This is a genomic window from Rhodococcus sp. D-6 (genome assembly GCF_040256695.1).
Lineage (GTDB): Bacteria > Actinomycetota > Actinomycetes > Mycobacteriales > Mycobacteriaceae > Rhodococcus > Rhodococcus pyridinivorans.
On sequence record NZ_CP132970.1, the window covers coordinates 2,300,868 to 2,319,450 of the forward strand.

The following is an 18,583-nucleotide window of genomic DNA, read 5'->3' on the forward strand; positions in this document are numbered from 1 at the left end:
CTCACGACCCCCGGCCCGATACGCTGACACGTCGAATCGTTCGCCTGTGGAGGAGTTGAGTGATGCGGGGTGTCCTGCGGACCGCGGTCCCGGCGCTGACGGTGGTCTTCGCGCTGAGCGCGTGCGGCGGTGGGGCCGGCACCGACGACGTGTTGTCGAGCGGTGGCTGGCCGGGACGGCACTCCGATGCCCGCAACAGCAACACCGCGACCGCCGAGAGCGTCGACGACCTCGCGCCCGGCTGGACGCGTCCGCTGGGCGGCCCGGTCGGCTCCCCCGCCGGGATCGCGGCCAACGGCCAGGTCTCGGTGGCGGCCGCGACGGAGGCCGGATGCAATCTGTTCTCCTTCCAGATGGACACGGGCCGCAAGCGCTGGTGCACGCGTCTCGCCCCGGCCGTCACGACGATCACCCCCGTCTCCGACGGCGTCGCGAACATCTACGTCGGTGAGGACGGCGGACTGCTGTCGTTCAACGAGCACGGCCAGCGTCGCTGGCGCATTCCCGTGAGCGGCAGCCCCCGCAGCGCACAGTTCACCTCCGACGGAAGCCTGTTGGTGGTCACGCATTTCGGTCAGGTCAACGTCGTCGACCCGCAGACGGGACAACTCGAGGCACCGCTGTTCGATCTGGTGCCGGTGCCGACCCTCGAGGACGGGCAGAACCTGCCGCGACTCGCGAGTGATCACGGCCTCCCCGCCTGCTTCGGGGGCTCGGAGGACTGCCCGGTCGCCACCACCCCGGCCGTCGACACCGCCACCGACCGTGTCTTCGTCACCGTGTGGCGTCCGGGTTCGGACAGGTCGGCGCTCGTGGCGCTGCGCTACACGGCCGGTGACGACGCCGTGGTCATCGAGGAGTGGTCGGTACCCGACCTCCCCGGAGGTGCGGTGACGAGTCCGGTTCTGTCTGCTGACGGTTCGACCGTCTACGTCCACGACGGGGAGGGTGCCCTGTGGGCGCTCGACGCCGAGACAGGCGAAGCGCGATGGACCCACGAGACCGGCCGTCCCACGGCGCTCGGTCCCGCCGTCACCGAGGACGGACTGCTGCTCCTCGCGTCGGCCGACGGCAGCGCCCCGCTGACGGCCCTGCGCGACGGCGGCGACAGCGTCGAAGTCGAGTGGGAGCGGGCGGACGTTACTCCGTACGGTGCGCCGGCGGTGACCGCCGACGGCCGGGCCTATGTGGTCGTCGACGGCGATCGGGGTCTCGCAGCGGCGGTGCTCGATCTCGCGGACGGAGCGACGATGGAGGAGGAACCCCTCGATCCCGCCACCGGACTGCCGGTCGGCACCGGCGTCGGCCCGGGCGGGGAGTTCGTGATCACGACCCTCGACGGGGACGTGGTGGTGCTGCGCGAACCGCAGTCCGTGTGAGGACGGCCGCCCGTGTGAGGGCGGTCAGCGCGACGGCGTGCAGACGAAGGCTTCCGGCGTCCGGCCGATGCGGGTGAGCACCACGCTGAGCGAGGCCGACCCGCGCAGTTTCAGGCGCGGACGCAATACCGCCGGGTCGACGTCGACGCCGCGCACGAGGATCTCGACCGCGCCGCAGTCGTGGCGGGCGAGCGCCTGACGGAGTGTCTTCTCGCTGTACTTGAGACGCTCGACGATCCGGAAACCCCGTACTCCGTCGGGCAGGCTGTCGCCGGTGAGATAGGCGATCCGCGGGTCGAGTTGCCACAGTCCGTGGGCTGCCGCGTAGTGGCGGACGAGACCGGCGCGCACGATCGCGCCGTCGGGGTCGACGATCCACTCCCCCGGCTCCCGTTCCGGAATGTCGTCGTCCGCGGCGTCGGTGATCTCGAAACCGGTTCCGTCCGAACGCAGTACTGCAGCCCGTCGGCGCACGCCGGGAGTGCTCAATCCCGGCGAGTACAGGCACGCTTCGCGGACTCCACCGTCGAGCGAGACGACCTCGACCTCACCGGCCCAGTCGAACGAGTCGAAATCCAGTCCCGGTGCGCACTTCACGGCGAGATCGCGGCCCGCGTAGGCGTCGAGGAGATCGGGCAGCGGTGGTTGCAGCGCGGCCGGATCGTGGGTCCGTCGCCCGCCCGAACGGCGTGCGGGATCGGCGATGACGGTGGTGCCTCGCGTGACCGGACGCAGGGCGTCGGCGCGCAGGAGGTACGCCCCGGGGACGTTGTGCGCGGCCATCGCCAGCCGCACGTCGTCGAGATCGCTGCCGATCACGGTCTCGGCGACCCCGACGAGTTCAGTGAGCTCGGCGCCGATCGAACACGTCACGTCGTGCACTGTGCGCCCTCGCAACCGCTTCGCGCGGTGGGCCGCGACGCGCGTGGGCGTGGACTGCTGCAGAGCGTCGTCGGTGAGCACCCACTCGCCGCCGCCGGCGATCTTCGCCTCCGTCTTGCGCCGCAGGATGACGGTTTCGACCAGCATTCCGGCACGATCGCCGAAACGCGTACGCGCCCAGCCGATGTCGGCGAGGCGCGTACGCGTCGACAGCTCCCGGTCGGCGACGCTCGCGAGAGCGTCGCGGCCGTCGTCCGACGTCAGGTACTCGACGTCGGCGAGGGTGAAGTCGTAACCCAACTACTTGCCGGGCTTCACACCGGTGATCATGACGTTGTAGAAGAAGCTACGGGGCACGACGTGCTCGAGGATGTTCTCGTCGACCCAGCTCAGCGCCTTCCAGCCACCGAAGGCGAACTTCGCCCAGTTCCAGCCCAGCTTCTCCTGCGGGACGGCGGCCTCGAAGGTGCGCACCGGCCAGCCGAGCAGGGCCGCGGCGAACTCCTCGCTCGACGCCTTGACCTCGACGGCTCCGGCCGAGGAGGCCAGCTTCTCGAGATCGGAAGGATCGAAGGTGTGCAGATCGACGACGGCCTCGAGGGCGGCCGCGCGGGACGACTCGTCGAGCTCGGTCTGCGGACGACGCCAGTCGCGCAGGAAAGGCAACTTGGTGATGTTGGTGGTGGCCTCCCACGTGACCCGGCCGAGCATGCGGGCGTAGAAGTTGCCGATCGTGCTGGGCTCACCGGCGAAGACGAAACGGCCGCCGGGCTTGAGCACGCGCAGCACCTCGCGCAGCGACTGCTCGACGTCCGGGATGTGGTGCAGCACGGCATGGCCGACCACGAGGTCGAAGGTGTCGTCGTCGTACGGAATGGTCTCGGCGTCGGCAACGCGGCCGTCGACGTCGAGGCCGAGATTCTCGGCGTTGCGGAGCGCGACCTTCACCATGCCGGGCGACAGGTCGGTCACCGAACCGGTCTTCGCGACCCCACCCTGCATGAGGTTGAGGAGGAAGAAGCCCGTGCCGCAGCCGAGTTCGAGTGCGCGCTCGTAGGGCAGCGGCTGATCGCCGGCCGCGGCGACGAACCGCCCCTTGGCGTAGTCGATGCACCGCTCGTCGTACGAGATGGACCATTTCTCGTCGTACGTCTCGGCTTCCCAGTCGTGGTAGAGCACCTGGGCTAGCTTGGTGTCCTCGAGCGCGGCTGCGACCTCTTCGGCAGTGGCGTGCGGATTCGGCGCGGGGTCGACCCCGTCGGTCCTGCTGGCAGTCATGCGGTGATCCTACTCATCGGTAAGCTGTGGACAAGTGCAGGTGCCGGTCGGCATCACTCGCCGACGAACTTCGCCTTGCCCGGCCCGTTCTCGATGAACGATTCGAGGCCGATGGTGCGGTCCTTCGTGGCGAACAGCGCGGCGAAGACGTGCTGTTCGATCTTCAGACCCGTATCCAGATCGGTGTCGAGGCCCTGGTCGATCGCGGCCTTCGCAGCGGCGAGCGCGCGCGAGGCGGCGCCGGTGAACTGCCCGGCCCAGCGACGCGCAGCCTCGTAGACGTCGTCGGGGGCGACGACCTCGTCGACCAGACCGATCGACAGGGCTTCGTCGGCGCCGACGAAACGACCGGTGAAGACGAGATCCTTCGCCTTCGCCGGGCCGACGAGCCGAGCCAGTCGCTGGGTGCCGCCGCCACCGGGGATGATGCCCAGCAGGATCTCGGGCGTGCCGAGCTTGACGTTGTCGCCGACGATGCGCCGGTCGGCGCCGAGGGCGAGTTCGAGGCCACCACCGAGGGCGTAGCCGGTGATCGCGGCGACGGTGGGCTTGGGGATGTCGGCGATCGACCCGAGGGCCGACTGCAGGTCGCCGACGATCTCGCTCATCTGCACGTAGCTCAGGTCGGCCATCTCCTTGATGTCGGCGCCGGCCGCGAACACCTTCTCGCCGCCGTAGACGATCACCGACTTCACGTCGGACCGGACGGTCGCCTCGCGCGCAGCGGCCCGGATCTCCTCCTGGAGCTGCCGGTTCAACGCGTTCATCGGAGGGCGGTCGAGACGGATGGTGCCGATGCCGTCGGAGACGTCGAGGGTCACGAATTCAGCCATGGTCCTCAGCCTAGATGTCGGAGCGCTGGGCCCACGGATGAGTACCGACCTCGTAGTAGGCCTCGTCCCCGTCGAACGCGATGTGGACCGCCCCGTCGCGACGGCTGATGATCGGCAGGATCGGCTCGATGACCGGATCCGCTGCCATGAGGTCGGCGACCGTGGCGAAGCCAGACAGGATCGACAGCTGACTCCACGTGGGCGGGAGCAGGATGCACCGGCCCGACCGCCAGTCGGCGAGGGCCTCCTCCGCGGTCTGCCACTGCACCAGATCGGTCTCGCTGGTGTTGCCGTCGGCCCGCTGTCCTTCCGGTACCGCGGCGACGAAGAAACGCGTATCGTAGCGGCGCCGCTCCCCCAGCGGGGTGATCCAGTTCGCGTGGGGACGCAGCAGGTCGGCGCGCAGCACCAACTGTTCCTTCTCCAGGAAGTCGCCGAAGGACAACTCGCGCGATTCCAGCAGACGACGCGCCTCCGCGTAGTCACCGGTGTCGGCCACCACCGAATCCTCGGTGGGTCCGGCGAGCAGCACGCCACACTCCTCGAAGGTCTCGCGCACGGCCGCGAGCACCAGCGCACGGGCCTGCGCCTCGCCGATACCGAACCGCTCGGCCCACCAGGTCACGTCCGGTCCGGTCCACCGCACCTCGGCGTCGGTGTCGGAAGTGTCGACACCGCCGCCGGGGAAGACGGTCATGCCGCCGGCGAAGTCCATGCCGACGACACGACGCTGCAGGAACACCTCGACGCCGCGCGCAGAGTCCCGCACGAGCATCACGGTGGACGCGTCGCGGATGGGTACCGCGGTGGGATCGAAGGTGGATGCCGAGCGATTGTTGGCCATGGCCTCAACCTAACCGATCGGTCCCGGCACCACCCGACCCGGAGTCACCGGCGGTGCCGTCCCGCCTGGCGGGTGCGGCGGGCGAAGAACCGGTCGTCGACCTTGTCGAGCGAGATGGACTGACTGAACGCCGCGCTGAGGTTCTCGGCGGTGATCACGTCGTCGAGCAGGCCCTGGGCGACCACACCGCCCTCCTTCAGGAGCAGCGCGTGCGTGAAGCCCGGCGGGATCTCCTCCACGTGATGGGTGACGAGCACGATCGCAGGGGCATCCGGGTCGGCCGCGAGCGTCCCGAGCCGGGCCACGAGTTCCTCGCGACCGCCGAGGTCCAGACCGGCCGCGGGCTCGTCGAGCAGCAGCAGTTCGGGGTCGGTCATGAGCGCCCGGGCGATGAGCGCACGCTTGCGTTCACCCTCCGACAGCGTCCCGTACAGACGGTCGGCGAGATGTTCCGCGCCGAGGCTCTCGAGCATCTCCACCGCGCGGCTCGTGTCGATGTCGTCGTACTGCTCGCGCCACCGGCCCAGCACGCCGTAGCCCGCGGAGAGCACGAGATCGGTGACCTTCTCGTCGTTCGGCACCCGGTTGGCCAGGGCCGCGGAGGACAATCCGATCCGGGGTCGTAGTTCGGACAGATCCGTCTTTCCGAACGTCTCCGCGAGGACGTGCGCGGTGCCGGAGGTGGGGAACGTCTCGGCCGCCGCGACCCGCAGCAGCGAGGTCTTTCCTGCCCCGTTGGGTCCGAGAACCACCCAACGTTCGTCGAGTTCCACCTTCCAGGTCACGGGACCGACGAGGACGTTCCCGCCGCGTCGGACCACTACGTCGTCGAATTCGATGAGCAAATCGGGATCAGGTTGTGCCACGCGGACCATCTTCTCTTACGCCCGAGCCCGAAACGCGGCAGGATCGGTTCCCGTGTCGTCCTCCGCATCCGAATCTGCTGTCGTGTCCGGCTCGGTCGCGCTCCCCGACCGGGCCGCCTTCCCGCTCGGCCCCACCCCGGTCGACGGTGGGACACGCTTCGCCGTCCACGCCCCGCACAGCGACCGCGTCCAGGTCTGTCTCGTCGACGACGACGGGAACGAACACCGCGTGGACCTGCCCGACCGCACCTACGGGGTCTGGCACGGGGTGGTCCCCGGCGTCGGCGCCGGGCAACGGTACGGCTACCGCGCCTACGGGCCGTGGCAGCCGCAGTGGGGGTTGCGTACCAATCCGCACAAGATCCTGCTCGACCCGTGGGCCCGGCGGATCGTCGGCGACGTCGGTGATCCGGACCGGCTGATCCCCCACCAGGGTGACCCGTTCGGTGCGATGTCGAGCACCGACTCGCTCGGCCACACACCTCTGTCGGTGGTGACCCCCGTCCTGACGCCCATGCACGACAAACCCCGCGTGCCGTGGGAGAACACCGTCGTCTACGAACTGCACGTCGGTTCGTACACGGCCCGTCACCCGCTCGTGCCGCCGGAACTGCGCGGCACCTATCTCGGACTCGCCCACCGGTCGGTGATCGACCACCTGGTGGGGCTGGGAGTGACGACAGTCGAACTGCTCCCCGTGCAGGCCTTCGTGACCGAGCCGTCGGTGCGTGCGCGGGGGATGCGCAACCACTGGGGCTATTCGACCGCCTCGTACTTCGCGCCGCATCCCGCCTACGCCGTCACGCCCGGCAACGAGATCGCCGAGTTCCGAACGATGGTCGACGCCTTCCACAGCGCCGGGCTCGAGGTGCTGCTCGACGTCGTCTACAACCACACGTGCGAAGCATCGGTCGACGGTCCGAGTCTGTCCTGGCGCGGTCTCGACGCGCCCGGCTACTACCTGCTCGACGCGCACGGACGGGACATCGACCTGACGGGGTGCGGCAACACCCTCGACGCGTCCTCACCGATCGTCGTGCGGATGGTGTGCGACAGCCTCCGGTACTGGGCGGACGTGATGGGGGTGGACGGCTTCCGCTTCGACCTCGCCAGTGCGCTGGCCCGTCCCCGCGGTGGGGCCTTCGATCCGCGAGCGGCACTGCTCACCGCGATCGTCACCGATCCCGTCCTCTGCGACGTCAAGCTCGTCGCCGAACCGTGGGACGCCACCGCACACGGTTACCAGCTCGGGAACTTCGGCGCGCAATGGGCCGAATGGAACGACCGCTACCGCGACACGGTCCGCCGCTACTGGGCGGGACGTTCCGGGATCCGCGAGATGGCGTCGCGGCTCACCGGTTCGGAGGACCTCTACGACAGGAACATCCGGCAGCCGTGGATGTCGGTCAACTTCGTCACCGCCCACGACGGTTTCACCCTCGCCGATGCGGTCTCGTACGAGCGCAAGCACAACGACGAGAACGGTGAGGAGGGCCGGGACGGGTCGAACAACAACGAGTCGGTGAACCACGGGGTCGAAGGGCCGACCGACGATCCGGAGATCCTCGCCGCCCGCGACCGGCACATCCGGGCGATGCTCGCGACGCTGCTGTTGTCGACGGGCACACCGATGCTGCTCGCCGGCGACGAGTTCGGGCACACGCAGAACGGCAACAACAACGCCTACTGCGTCCCCGAGGACGTCCCCGTCCGCGACGCCTGGCCGCTGGACTGGGAGCACGCCGACCGTGCGCGAACGGATTACGTGCGCGAACTGCTCCGCCTGCGCACGCGCGTCCCGGTGCTGCGGCAGCGACGCTTCTTCGAGGGCCGCGCCCGGTCCGTGGGTTATCCCGATCTCGTGTGGTTCGGCATCGAGGGGATCGAACTCGACGAGGATGCGTGGCAGGACGACAGTCGCCGCACGCTGCAGGGCTGGGTCGACGGCTCGCAACTCGGCACCGTGACCCGCACCGGCGTCACTCTCGAGGACAGCAGCGGGCTGTTCGTTCTGCATTCGGGCGACGCCGCCACGGTGACCCTCGCCGGACCCGAGTGGTATCGCGGCAACATCGTGTGCGTCTTCGATTCGAGTGCCCCCGACGGCAGGCCCGCGGACACCTCCCCGATGCGGGTGGGAAGTTCGTACCCGGTCGACGGTCCGACGGTGCTGATCTTCTGGATCGCGGACGACGGACCCATCGAGCAAGGATGATCCACGGCGGCACGACGCCGGTGGAGGTCAGGCTCGTTCGTCGACCGTGCCGGGCACCGCGATCACGGTGATCGAACCCGGGGCCACCTCGGTGAAGCCCGCGTCGCGGACCGCGACGGCCGTGCCGGCTTCCACGCGGGCGAGCAGCTCGCGCCAGGTGGCCTCGTCCGCATCGCGGACGGCACACGGGAATCCGTCGGAAGCCCAGGCGCGTGCGGTGTCGACGTCCAGTGCCCCCGCGAACAGCATCGCGGCGTGACCGACCTGCGCGGCCGCCTTGCCGACGGTCATCTCGAGGTCCTTCTGCACCCAGAGGACCGGAACGCCGTCCGCCGGTGGGGGCGGATCGTCGTGGGGCAGGTCGGTGCCACCGATCTGCAGGCGGGAGATGCGCGGGTCCAGTTCCCCCACCGGGCCGGGCACGAACGCCCGGGCCTGGGCACCGGCGTGGTCGACGGTGACTCCGTCGACGTCCTGCGCGGCACGCCAGTGCGCTCCGCGGGCGCGGCGGGCGACCTTCCGGATCCGCGCGTCGTTCCATGCGAGGAAGGGTTCCTGCCACGGACCGGGTTCGCCGTCCGGGCCGGGACCGACCCGCGGGTCGAAACACAGTGCCACGGTGGCCATCGCGGCGGCTTCGAGCACCGCACTGCGGGCGGGTGGATCGACCTTGGGGATGTGCAGCACGATCGGCATCGCCTGCACCTTCGCCGGATCCTCCGGGTCGGGCCGGTGCCCGTAACCGCGGGTGAGTACGCCGTGGCGCTCGGCGAAACCCGGATCCGAGGCCGGGTCGAAGACCCGATCGGGTGCGGCCTCGAAGACCGGCTCGGGCGCCGTGTCCGCGAAGTCGGGGTCCAGCTCAGACACTGCCGTCGATCGGGACGCGGCGCAGGGTTCCGTCGACGCGGTCGGCCGCCTCGATCTCCTCGCGGGTGACGCCGAGGACGAAGAGCACCGCATCGAGGTAGGGATACGACAGGGCGGTGTCGGCGACCTCGCGCAAGGCCGGCTTGGCGTTGAACGCGACGCCCAGGCCCGCGGCCGAGAGCATGTCGATGTCGTTGGCACCGTCGCCGACCGCGACGGTCTGCTCGACCGGCACGCCCGCCTCGTCGGCGAACTCGCGGAGGGCGCGTGCCTTGGCGGCGCGGTCGACGATGTCGCCGACCACTCGCCCGGTGAGCTTGCCGTCGACGATCTCGAGCGTGTTGGCGCGGACGAAGTCGAGTTCGAGTTCGTGTGCGAGCGGGTCGATCACCTGGCGGAAGCCGCCCGAGACGACGCCGCAGCGGAAGCCGAGCCGACGCAACGTCCGGATCGTGGTGCGGGCACCGGGAGTGAGTTCGAGCTGCTCGGCGACCTCGTCGATGACGGTCGCCGGCAGACCCGCGAGGGTCGCGACGCGTTGTTCGAGGGACTGCGCGAAGTCGATCTCACCGCGCATCGCAGCCTCGGTGACCTCGCGGACCTTGTCCTCGACACCGGCGTGCGCGGCGAGCATCTCGATGACCTCGCCCTGGATGAGCGTGGAGTCGACGTCGAAGACGATCAGGCGCTTGGAACGACGGGCGAGACCGCCGCGCTCCACCGCGATGTCGACGTCGAGGACCGCGGCGAGTTCGACGAGGGCGTGCCGCAGCGCGGCGTCGGCCTCGACGCTGGTGTCGGGCGCGGTGATCATCAGCTCGAGGCCGGTGAGCGGGTAGTCGGCGATGCCGCGGATCGAATCGATGTTCGCGCCCTGGGCCGCGAGGGTGCGGCCCACCGATCGCAGCGCCTTGGCACTGACCGGGCTGCCCAGCACGACGACGGCGTGGGTCGAGACGGTGCGGGCGCCGCGCTCGGCACCGATCTGGACGTCGGCGTGCATGCCGATGGTGGCCATCGCGGACTCGACCTCGTCCTGCAACGCTTCGACATCGGTCGGGCAGACGAGGAGGACACCGAGGGTGAGCCGGCCACGGATCACGACCTGTTCCACATCGAGGAGGTCGACGTCGTGCCGCGTCAGCGCTGCGAAGAGCACCGAGGTCACGCCGGGATGGTCAGGTCCGGTCACGGTCACCAGCACCGTGCTGTCAGACGCCACTACGCCTCCGATCGCTTGTCTGTCGAGGTACACACGGACGCACGCGCGTACCGGCTCGCTCGTTCATTGTTGCAGGGCGAACCGCCGCTCCCGTTCGCGGGTCCGGACCCACGGAAAGGCCGAAGCCCCACCCGGTGAACGGGTGGGGCTTCGGTCGATCGTCGATCTGCGCTCAGGCGCGCGGATGGTCGCCGGGGGTACGGTCGGCACCCTCGAGGACGTTGACGTTGTGCTTGTCGCTGCCCGGGCCGACGTGCGCTTCGGCGCGCATCTTCTCGACCATGTGCGGGTAGTGCAGCTCGAAGGCGGGACGCTCCGAACGGATCCGCGGCAGCTCGGTGAAGTTGTGCCGCGGGGGCGGGCAGCTGGTGGCCCATTCGAGCGAGTTGCCGTAACCCCACGGGTCGTCGACCGTGACGACCTGGCCGTAGCGGTAGCTCTTGAAGACGTTCCACAGGAACGGCAGCGTCGAGGCACCGAGCACGAACGCACCGATGGTGGAGATCGTGTTCAGGGTGGTGAACCCGTCGGACGGCAGGTAGTCGGCGTAGCGACGGGGCATGCCCTCGTTACCGAGCCAGTGCTGTACCAGGAAGGTGGTGTGGAAGCCGATGAAGGTCAGCCAGAAGTGCCAGCGGCCGAGCTGCTCGTCGAGCATGCGTCCGGTCATCTTCGGGAACCAGAAGTAGATGCCGGCGTAGGTCGCGAACACGATGGTGCCGAAGAGCACGTAGTGGAAGTGCGCGACCACGAAGTACGAGTCGTGCAGGTGGAAGTCCAGCGGCGGGCTCGCGAGGATGACACCGGTCAGACCACCGAAGAGGAAGGTCACGATGAAGCCGACCGAGAACAGCATCGGCGATTCGAAGGTGATCTGGCCCTTCCACAGCGTGCCGATCCAGTTGAAGAACTTCACACCGGTCGGGACGGCGATCAGGAAGGTCATGAACGAGAAGTACGGCAGCAGCACGGCGCCGGTGGCGTACATGTGGTGCGCCCACACGGCGATGGACAGCGCCGCGATGGCCATCGTGGCGTAGACAAGACCGGTGTAACCGAAGATCGGCTTGCGGGAGAAGACCGGGAAGATCTCCGAGACGATGCCGAAGAACGGCAGCGCGATGACGTACACCTCGGGGTGACCGAAGAACCAGAACAGGTGCTGCCACAGGAGCACACCGCCGGTGGCGGGGTCGTAGATGTGGCCACCGAGGTGACGGTCGACGAACAGGCCCATGAAGGCGGCGGTCAGCAGCGGGAACACGAGCAGGATCAGCAGGCTGGTGATCAGGATGTTCCAGGTGAAGATCGGCATCCGGAACATGGTCATGCCCGGTGCACGCATGCACACCACGGTGGTGATGAAGTTGACGCCACCGAGGATGGTGCCCAGACCCATCACGCCGAGGCCGAGGATCCAGAAGTCGGCACCGACACCCGGGGAGTGGATCTCACTGGTGAGCGGCGTGTACGCCGTCCAACCGAAGTCCGCGGCACCGCCGGGGGTGACGAAGCCGAGCATGACGATCGTCGCGCCGAACAGGTACAGCCAGTAGCTGAAGGCGTTCAGGCGCGGGAAGGCGACGTCGGGGGCGCCGATCTGCAGCGGCAGGATGTAGTTCGCGAAGGCGAACACGACCGGCGTCGCGTACATCAGCAGCATGATCGTGCCGTGCATGGTGAACAGCTGGTTGAACTGCTCGTTCGACAGGAACTGCAGGCCGGGGACCGCGAGCTCGGTGCGCATCAGCAGGGCCATCAGGCCGCCGATGAGGAAGAAGGCGAACGAGGTGACCATGTACATGATCCCCAACATCTTGGGATCTGTGGTCGTGATCATCTTGTAGATGAACGAACCCTTGGGTCCCTGCCGCGGCGGGTACGGCCTTGCTGCAGCTATCTCTGGGACTGGCTGGGGCGCTACGGCAGTCACTAATCCTCCTGAATGCGCGCTCGACCTCGGGCTGGAGGCGAACGGTCTCTGGCTTGCGCTCATCGAATCGTAGACCCTGCCCGAAACGGTCGCCCTCCGGGTCCTACTCACTGTCGTACTCGACTCGCGAGGCTACCTGGAGCGGAGCGGACAACCACAATCGGATTTTGTGCTGCACTTCACACGCAGGGCGACAGCAGGTGACCCCACCACGCGCGAACAGCACGGGTTAGGGTGCACTTCCCCCCGCAATCACAGAAGGACGACCCGTGCCTGTTCTCTCCTCCCGACCAGCCCGGTTCGCGGCAGCACTGCTGACCGCCGGACTCCTCGTCGCCGGCTGCAGTTCGGCCGACACCTCCGACGACGCGACCACCGACACCGCGTCCGACTCGGCCGCCGGCTTCCCCCGGACCGTCGAACACTTCCGCGGTTCCACCACGATCGAGAGCGAGCCGACCCGCATCGTCGCGCTCGACACGAGCTATTCCGACGCCGTGCTTCTCCTCGAGGCACCTCTCGTCGGGTACGTCGACTACCGCACCGACGAATTCCCCGACTATCTCGGCGACTCGCGGCAGCACGCGACCGACGCCGTGTCCGTCGGCAAGACCGCGGACGTGAGCCTCGAACAGGTGGCCGCGCTCGAACCCGACCTCATCCTCTCGGCGGAGGTGCGCGACGGAGAGAACTACGAGGAACTGTCCGCCATCGCCCCGACCGTCTTTTCCCAGTCGACCGGACCGACGTGGAAGGACAACATCCGCCTCGTCGCGCAGGCCATCGGCAAGGAGGACCTCGCCGAGCAGAAGATCTCAGAGTACGAGGAGCGCGCCGCGGCCATCGGTGCGGACATCAACGAAAAGGCCGGCAACCCGACGATCTCGATCGTCCGCTTCGCCGGTGAACCGACGGCCCGGCTGTACCGCACCACCTCGTTCAGCGGCATCGTGCTCGAGGACGCCGGTCTCGCCCGCCCCGCGAGCCAGGGTCCCGATCCGTCGGATCCGTCGAGCATCATGAACGCCATCAGCCCCGAACTGATCACCGAGGCCGAGGCGGACGTCATCTTCGTCACCACCTACGACCTCGGCGACGGCAAGGCGCAGGCGGCGGCCGAACCCTTCGTCACCAATCCGTTGTGGGAGAACCTGCAGGGACGGAAGGTCGAGGTCGACGACAGCGTGTGGATGATGCCGGTGAGCATCCAGGGTGCGCACCGCATCCTCGACGACCTCGCGGACACCTTCGGCGTCGACCGTCACACGACCGGATAGCCTGAGCCGTCCGATCCGAGCAGCGTCCTACAGGAGTTGGTCCGACGTGTTTTCCGTGCACCGGTCACGAGCAGTGCTCGTCGCAGCCGTCGCTGCGGTGACGACAGCCCTGGCCGGATGCTCCACACCTCCCGACGACGACGCATCGGAGATCGTGCGCACCACGACCCGCATCGCCGGTGCGTCGGTCGTGGGCATCGACCGGGACACGTCGACCGCGTGCGCACTCCCCTCCCCGCTCGATCCGGGACAGCCCACCACCGGCACCCGGCCGGTCCTGCACACCGCAGGCCGGTCGGATGTGCCCGCCGACCCGCAGCGGATCGTCGTCCTCGACCCCGCGGCGCTCGACGCGGTGTGCGCCCTGGGGCTGTGGGAGCGCGTCGTGGGAGCGAGCGCCGAGCTCACCGGCCGGCCGGAATATCTCGGTCACGGGATCGGCGAACTCCCGCCCGTGGGTGCCGCGGGCAACCCGGACGTCGCGGCGATCGAGCGCGCACAGCCGGATATGATCCTCGGCTCCTCCACCGCCCCGGACGTCTACGCCTCCCTCAGCGGCATCGCACCCACCGTGCTGGTCGGGTCCGATCCGGTCTTCTGGAGGGAACAGTTCGTCCGGGTCGGTGAGGCGCTCGGGCGCACGGAGGCCGCACGTCGCGTGCTCGACGACTACGCGACGGCCGCGCGCGATCTGGGCCGCGAGCTCGTGTCGTCCCAGACGCAGGCGTCGATCGTCCGGTTCACGGCCGACGGCCCGACCGTGGAGGGCACCGCGTCGTTCGCGGGGCAGGTGCTCGGCGACGTCGGCGCTGCCCGGCCCCCGGCCCAGCGGTTCGCGGTCGTCGACGGACAACCGTGGCAGGCCGTCGACACGGAGGACCCTGCCCCGGCGGACGGCGATGTGATCTTCGTCCGTTTCGCCGGTGAGGACGGGCTCGAGGCCGGCAAGGACTACATGCAGACCGACGAGTGGCTCGACCTCGGGGCCGTGCGCGACAACCGTCTGTTCTCCGTGACCGACGACGTGTGGTCGACCCCCGGACCGGTCGCCGCGCGGGCGATCCTCACCGACCTGACGCACACCCTCAACGGATATTCGAACTGATCGCCGGCTCGACCGGCGGCAGCACGCCTGCCGGTATAGAAACGAGGGCGTGCCGATACCCGATTTCGTCGTCCAGCTCCGCTCACACGTAGGAACCGCACCCCTGTGGCTGCCGGGGGTGAGCGCGATCGTCACGGACGGCGACGACCGCGTCCTGCTCACCCGCCGCGCCGACAACGGCATGTGGGCCGTGGTGTCCGGCATCCTCGAACCCGGAGAGGAACCGGCGGTCGCCGCAGTCCGGGAGGTGCTCGAGGAGACGGGTGTCGCCGCCGAGATCGTGCGGCTGACGAGCGTCGACGTCACCGCACCCATCACCTATCCCAACGGCGACGTCGCGCAGTACCTCGACGTGTGCTTCCTGCTCCGCGCGACCGGCGGGGACGCACGCGTTGCCGACGACGAGAACCTCGAGGTGGCGTGGTTCGCGCCGGACGACCTCCCCGAGCCACTCACCGAGACGTCGCGTCTGCGGCTCGGGAAGGCGCTCGCCGGGCGTGCGGAGGCCTGGTTCCGTCAGTAGGCAGTGTTGATCGGACCCGGGCTCCACAGACCGCTGCGCGTGACCGTGGCGGTGTCGAGTTCCGCGGTCTCCGTCGACGGATCGATCGGTGTGTACTGCTCGATCGCTCCCCAGTCGCGGTCCCAGTCGTGATCGAGATACGACGGGATCGTGCGGGCCCGCAACAGCTGGTCGGTCCAGCCGAGAGGACCGCCACCGTTGTGGTCCTGCCACAGATCCGTGGAGATAGCACCGATCCGGTCCGGCAGGATCCGGTACTCGGGGATCTCGGCGATGCCGTTGCGGTGCACCATCTGCCGCTGGCACGGGAAATTGAGACCGACAGCCCAGTCCAGCAGGACCGGTGTGTCGCTCCCGACGACCTGCTGCAAAGTCTGCGTCTGCGGCACGCGCGGCGGGGTGAACGCCAGCCACTGTTCGGGCGCGAGATCGTTGTCGGAGGCGACGATCCGCACCGCGTCGACCTCGGCCGGCAGCGTGTCCATCGGGACACGCAGATTCCTCCACGAGGGCGACGGACCGATGTCGATCGGCAACGCCCGTCCCAGCGCGGTCACGCTGCCGTCGGCAGCGGTGGTTCCGTATTCGAGTTCGAGTCGCTGACCGTAGGTTTCGGTGCCGTCGGCGTCGACGGAGAAGATCCGGCCGGCCGCGGCGATCGTGACGAGATCCCCACGCGATCCGGTCGCGTCGGGCTCGGGCAGCCGGAACCAGGCGCTCGTGACGTCGCCGAGGGACGATCCGTGGCTGCCCAGCACCGGCGTGGTCACCGGATCGAGGCCGAACGGCAATGCGACGGTGCTGCCGTTGATTCCGACTCTGCCGGTACCGCCGCCGGTGCCACCGGTACCGCCGGTCGAGCTCTGGTCGTCGTTCGTGTCGACGGTGTTGGCGGTGCCGGCCGAGGCCGAGTCGTCGTCCGGGGTCAGATCGAGCGCGACACCACCCGGCGTGAACCCGTCCCCTCCCCCGGCATCGAGAGCGGAGGCCGCGTCGGCGCCGATGGGGGTGAGCACCGAGGCGTTCGGATCCGTTTCGAGCAGCACGTCGTTCGCGAGCGCACACGAGTTGCCGGTGAGCGTGTCGACGTTGGACCGTGCCACCGAATAGCCCGGGTACTGCGAGATCGCACCCTTGGCCAGTGACAGCACCTCGAACAGCACCATCGCCGCGGCGGCGACGGTCAACGGCGGCACCGCCCACAACCGCGACGGGGTGTCGGTGCGGGTGGAGGCGACGGGGTGGATGTGCCACCACGCGGCCAGCAGCAACGCGACGACCGTCACGGCGAAGAAGACGGTGGAGAAACCGAATCCGGCGACCGACGGCGGCTTGTCCCACCACGGGACCCCGTAGCTCGAGACGTACCACCAGCCGTTGGGGCCGATGAACGACATGGTCACCACGAACGACACCGCCGCGGCGAACAGGGCGCGGTTGCGTCGCGAACGCAACACCGCGGGTCCGGTGGCCACGGCGGCGAGCATCGCCACCGCGGCGGCCAGACCGGCGTAGATACCGAAGTGGTGGGTCCACTTGGTGGGCGCGAACATCATCAGCACCAGCGCGCCGAGGGTGATGCCGACGATGCGGCGGGACGGTCCCTGCGCGGTGCCGGGGATGTGCCCACCGCGGCGCAGCATCGCCACGAGCGCCACCGCCAGGCACAACACCAGGGTGAAGACCGCGAACCTGCGGGCCAGCGAGCCGTCCACGGTGATCTGCAGCAGGTACTGGTAGCGCAGATACTCCTGGAACCACGGCACGTTCGGACCGACGCCGTGCACGTGCTGCATCTCCAGCACCGCCGCGAGGGTCTGGTCGGCGAAGACCGGCACCAGGATCACCAGTCCGGCCGCGAGCATCGGCGTAAGTACCGGCAGCCATCCCAGGGTCTGCGCACGCCGATGGAGGATGCGGGCGATCGGGCGGGCACCGGCGATCAGCGCAGCGAAACAGATGATGCCCGACGGTCCCGCGGTCACGGTGAGCGCGGCGACGAGGATCGCGGCCGCCGCGGGCAGCAGACGCCGGGTGGCGATCGCGCGTTCGACCGAGCACCAGGTGAGCACGACGCCCGTCGCGACGATCGGTTCCGGGCGCAGTCCGTTGTTGAGCGGCAGCCAGAACGCCAGGAACACCAGCGCCCCGGTCCACAGCGGAAGCCGGTTGCGACGCAGTGCGACGCCGAGACGTGGAGCGACCTCGCGGCTGAGCACCCACCAGCACAGGATTCCGGCGGTCAGTGCCGGTAGCCGCATCCAGATGCTCGCCGTCGAGACCTGGGTCATCAGGGCGAGGACGTCGTAGAAGGGAGTGCCGAAGGGTGCCTCGGGCACACCGAACCACCGGAAGTAGTTCGCCATGTACCCGGCCGCGCCCGCGGCGCGAGCCATTCCGAGCTGGTAACCGTCGTCGGCGGTGTTCGCCCCGATGACGTGCCAGACGAGCAGCGTTCCGACGACCAGCGCGTCGATGCGGGTGAACGACCACCACGACGCCGGCAACAGGCGGCGGTGGCGACGACCGTCGGCGCGGTCGAGCCGGGCCAGCGTCCACAACGCCAGTGCCGTGGCGACCACCGCGACGATCATCGCGACGATCTTCAGCACCGTCGGAGACGTCGTGAAGCGGGTGTCGACGGTCGCGGTGATCGAGACACCGTCGAGTGCGGGACCGGGCAGGTCGGTGAAGATGCCGACGAGCTGGGGCCGCAGGTCTCGGTCGAAGGTCCGCGCCCCTGACGCCGCGGCCGAGCCGGTGATCGTGGCGACGGTGCGTTCCGAGTTCGAGGACAGGGTGACCGAGCAGTCCCCGGCCAGGTCGTCCACCGGCGCGGAGGCGAGCAGTGTGTTGCGGGAGATCACCTCGAACACCGCCGGCCCGTCGTCACCGGCCGGCCGGACACGGGCGATCAGCCCGTAGCGTTCACGGTCGGGAGCTCCTGCGGGAAGTGTGGAGAAGACGGTGCCGCCGTCCGGCAGCGCGTCGCGCACGGACCGGCACTCGATCGTGGCGTCGAGATCGACCGGTGCGTAGGACACCAACGGCGCCGAGATGCCTGCGTTGCTCTCGCTCTGCGGCCAGTCGATGGTCGCAGTGGTCTGCGTCACGGGCAGGAACGGCATCGCGATGGATGCGACGATCCCCACGACGGCGGCGAGCACCGCCCACAGACGGGTCCGCTGCTCGACTGCCCGCCCGCCCGACGGCACGCGTTCGATCGTCACCGGCCGAGGCGAGCCCGACGCTTCTCTTGTCTCGGTCACGAGGAGCGATGCTATCGGGGACGGGCCGGGCCGCGAAAAGCACGCGATCCCGCACACGGGCGCTGCTGCGCCGGTGTACGGGATCGA

At 69.1% G+C, this 18,583-nt stretch carries 14 protein-coding genes; 5 read left to right on the forward strand and 9 right to left on the reverse strand.

Going from position 1 to position 18,583, the window contains the following annotated elements:
* The first annotated feature begins 62 nt into the window (after positions 1 to 62).
* Positions 63 to 1,379: a PQQ-binding-like beta-propeller repeat protein gene (locus tag RBB84_RS10840; RefSeq protein ID WP_033097729.1), complete on the forward strand. Its 1,317-nt coding sequence runs from the start codon at positions 63 to 65 to the stop codon at positions 1,377 to 1,379.
* Between the two features lie 24 nt (positions 1,380 to 1,403).
* Here the strand turns inward: RBB84_RS10840 and RBB84_RS10845 are convergent, their stop codons facing one another.
* From RBB84_RS10845 to RBB84_RS10865, 5 genes are read right to left on the reverse strand one after another with little or no spacing between them, the layout of a single operon-like run.
* Positions 1,404 to 2,561, reverse strand: coding sequence for a hypothetical protein (locus RBB84_RS10845; RefSeq protein ID WP_006554573.1), 1,158 nt, complete (start codon positions 2,559 to 2,561; stop codon positions 1,404 to 1,406).
* Positions 2,562 to 3,539, reverse strand: coding sequence for a class I SAM-dependent methyltransferase (locus RBB84_RS10850; protein WP_019288412.1), 978 nt, complete (start codon positions 3,537 to 3,539; stop codon positions 2,562 to 2,564).
* A 53-nt stretch (positions 3,540 to 3,592) separates the two neighbouring features.
* The gene (locus tag RBB84_RS10855) at positions 3,593 to 4,372 is read right to left on the reverse strand and encodes an enoyl-CoA hydratase-related protein (RefSeq protein ID WP_019288413.1); all 780 of its coding nucleotides are present in this window, start codon (positions 4,370 to 4,372) and stop codon (positions 3,593 to 3,595) included.
* A 10-nt stretch (positions 4,373 to 4,382) separates the two neighbouring features.
* Complete coding sequence (locus RBB84_RS10860; protein ID WP_033097728.1) at positions 4,383 to 5,216, reverse strand: NUDIX domain-containing protein; 834 nt, start codon at positions 5,214 to 5,216, stop codon at positions 4,383 to 4,385.
* 44 nt (positions 5,217 to 5,260) lie between these two features.
* Entirely contained in the window at positions 5,261 to 6,091 is an 831-nt protein-coding gene (locus RBB84_RS10865) for an ABC transporter ATP-binding protein (RefSeq protein ID WP_006554577.1), read from the reverse strand.
* Positions 6,092 to 6,134: 43 nt separating this feature from the next.
* On the opposite strand from RBB84_RS10865, the gene glgX reads away from it, so the two are divergent.
* A complete protein-coding gene (gene glgX, locus RBB84_RS10870) occupies positions 6,135 to 8,297 on the forward strand; it encodes a glycogen debranching protein GlgX (protein WP_024101410.1) in 2,163 nt (720 codons plus the stop codon).
* A gap of 27 nt (positions 8,298 to 8,324) precedes the next feature.
* Here glgX and RBB84_RS10875 read toward each other — a convergent pair whose 3' ends face one another.
* The 3 genes from RBB84_RS10875 to ctaD form a co-directional block, all read right to left on the reverse strand.
* The gene (locus RBB84_RS10875; protein WP_006554579.1) at positions 8,325 to 9,167 is read right to left on the reverse strand and encodes a peptidyl-tRNA hydrolase; all 843 of its coding nucleotides are present in this window, start codon (positions 9,165 to 9,167) and stop codon (positions 8,325 to 8,327) included.
* Positions 9,160 to 10,389: a phosphoserine phosphatase SerB gene (gene serB / locus RBB84_RS10880; protein ID WP_033097727.1), complete on the reverse strand. Its 1,230-nt coding sequence runs from the start codon at positions 10,387 to 10,389 to the stop codon at positions 9,160 to 9,162. Before serB ends, RBB84_RS10875 begins: the two co-directional genes overlap by 8 nt.
* A gap of 172 nt (positions 10,390 to 10,561) precedes the next feature.
* The gene (ctaD, locus tag RBB84_RS10885) at positions 10,562 to 12,322 is read right to left on the reverse strand and encodes a cytochrome c oxidase subunit I (protein ID WP_024101412.1); all 1,761 of its coding nucleotides are present in this window, start codon (positions 12,320 to 12,322) and stop codon (positions 10,562 to 10,564) included.
* 269 nt (positions 12,323 to 12,591) lie between these two features.
* Between ctaD and RBB84_RS10890 the strand changes: the two genes are divergently transcribed.
* From RBB84_RS10890 to RBB84_RS10900, 3 genes are read left to right on the forward strand one after another with little or no spacing between them, the layout of a single operon-like run.
* Positions 12,592 to 13,599 (forward strand): iron-siderophore ABC transporter substrate-binding protein, encoded by a 1,008-nt coding sequence (locus tag RBB84_RS10890; protein WP_033097725.1) that lies wholly within the window; start codon positions 12,592 to 12,594, stop codon positions 13,597 to 13,599.
* Between the two features lie 55 nt (positions 13,600 to 13,654).
* Complete coding sequence (locus RBB84_RS10895; protein WP_156666161.1) at positions 13,655 to 14,704, forward strand: ABC transporter substrate-binding protein; 1,050 nt, start codon at positions 13,655 to 13,657, stop codon at positions 14,702 to 14,704.
* A 49-nt stretch (positions 14,705 to 14,753) separates the two neighbouring features.
* Complete coding sequence (locus RBB84_RS10900) at positions 14,754 to 15,227, forward strand: NUDIX domain-containing protein (RefSeq protein ID WP_006550397.1); 474 nt, start codon at positions 14,754 to 14,756, stop codon at positions 15,225 to 15,227.
* Here RBB84_RS10900 and RBB84_RS10905 read toward each other — a convergent pair.
* Entirely contained in the window at positions 15,221 to 18,457 is a 3,237-nt protein-coding gene (locus tag RBB84_RS10905; RefSeq protein WP_052040093.1) for an arabinosyltransferase domain-containing protein, read from the reverse strand. The two genes, RBB84_RS10900 and RBB84_RS10905, sit on opposite strands and share 7 nt — an antisense overlap.
* Positions 18,458 to 18,583: the final 126 nt, after the last annotated feature.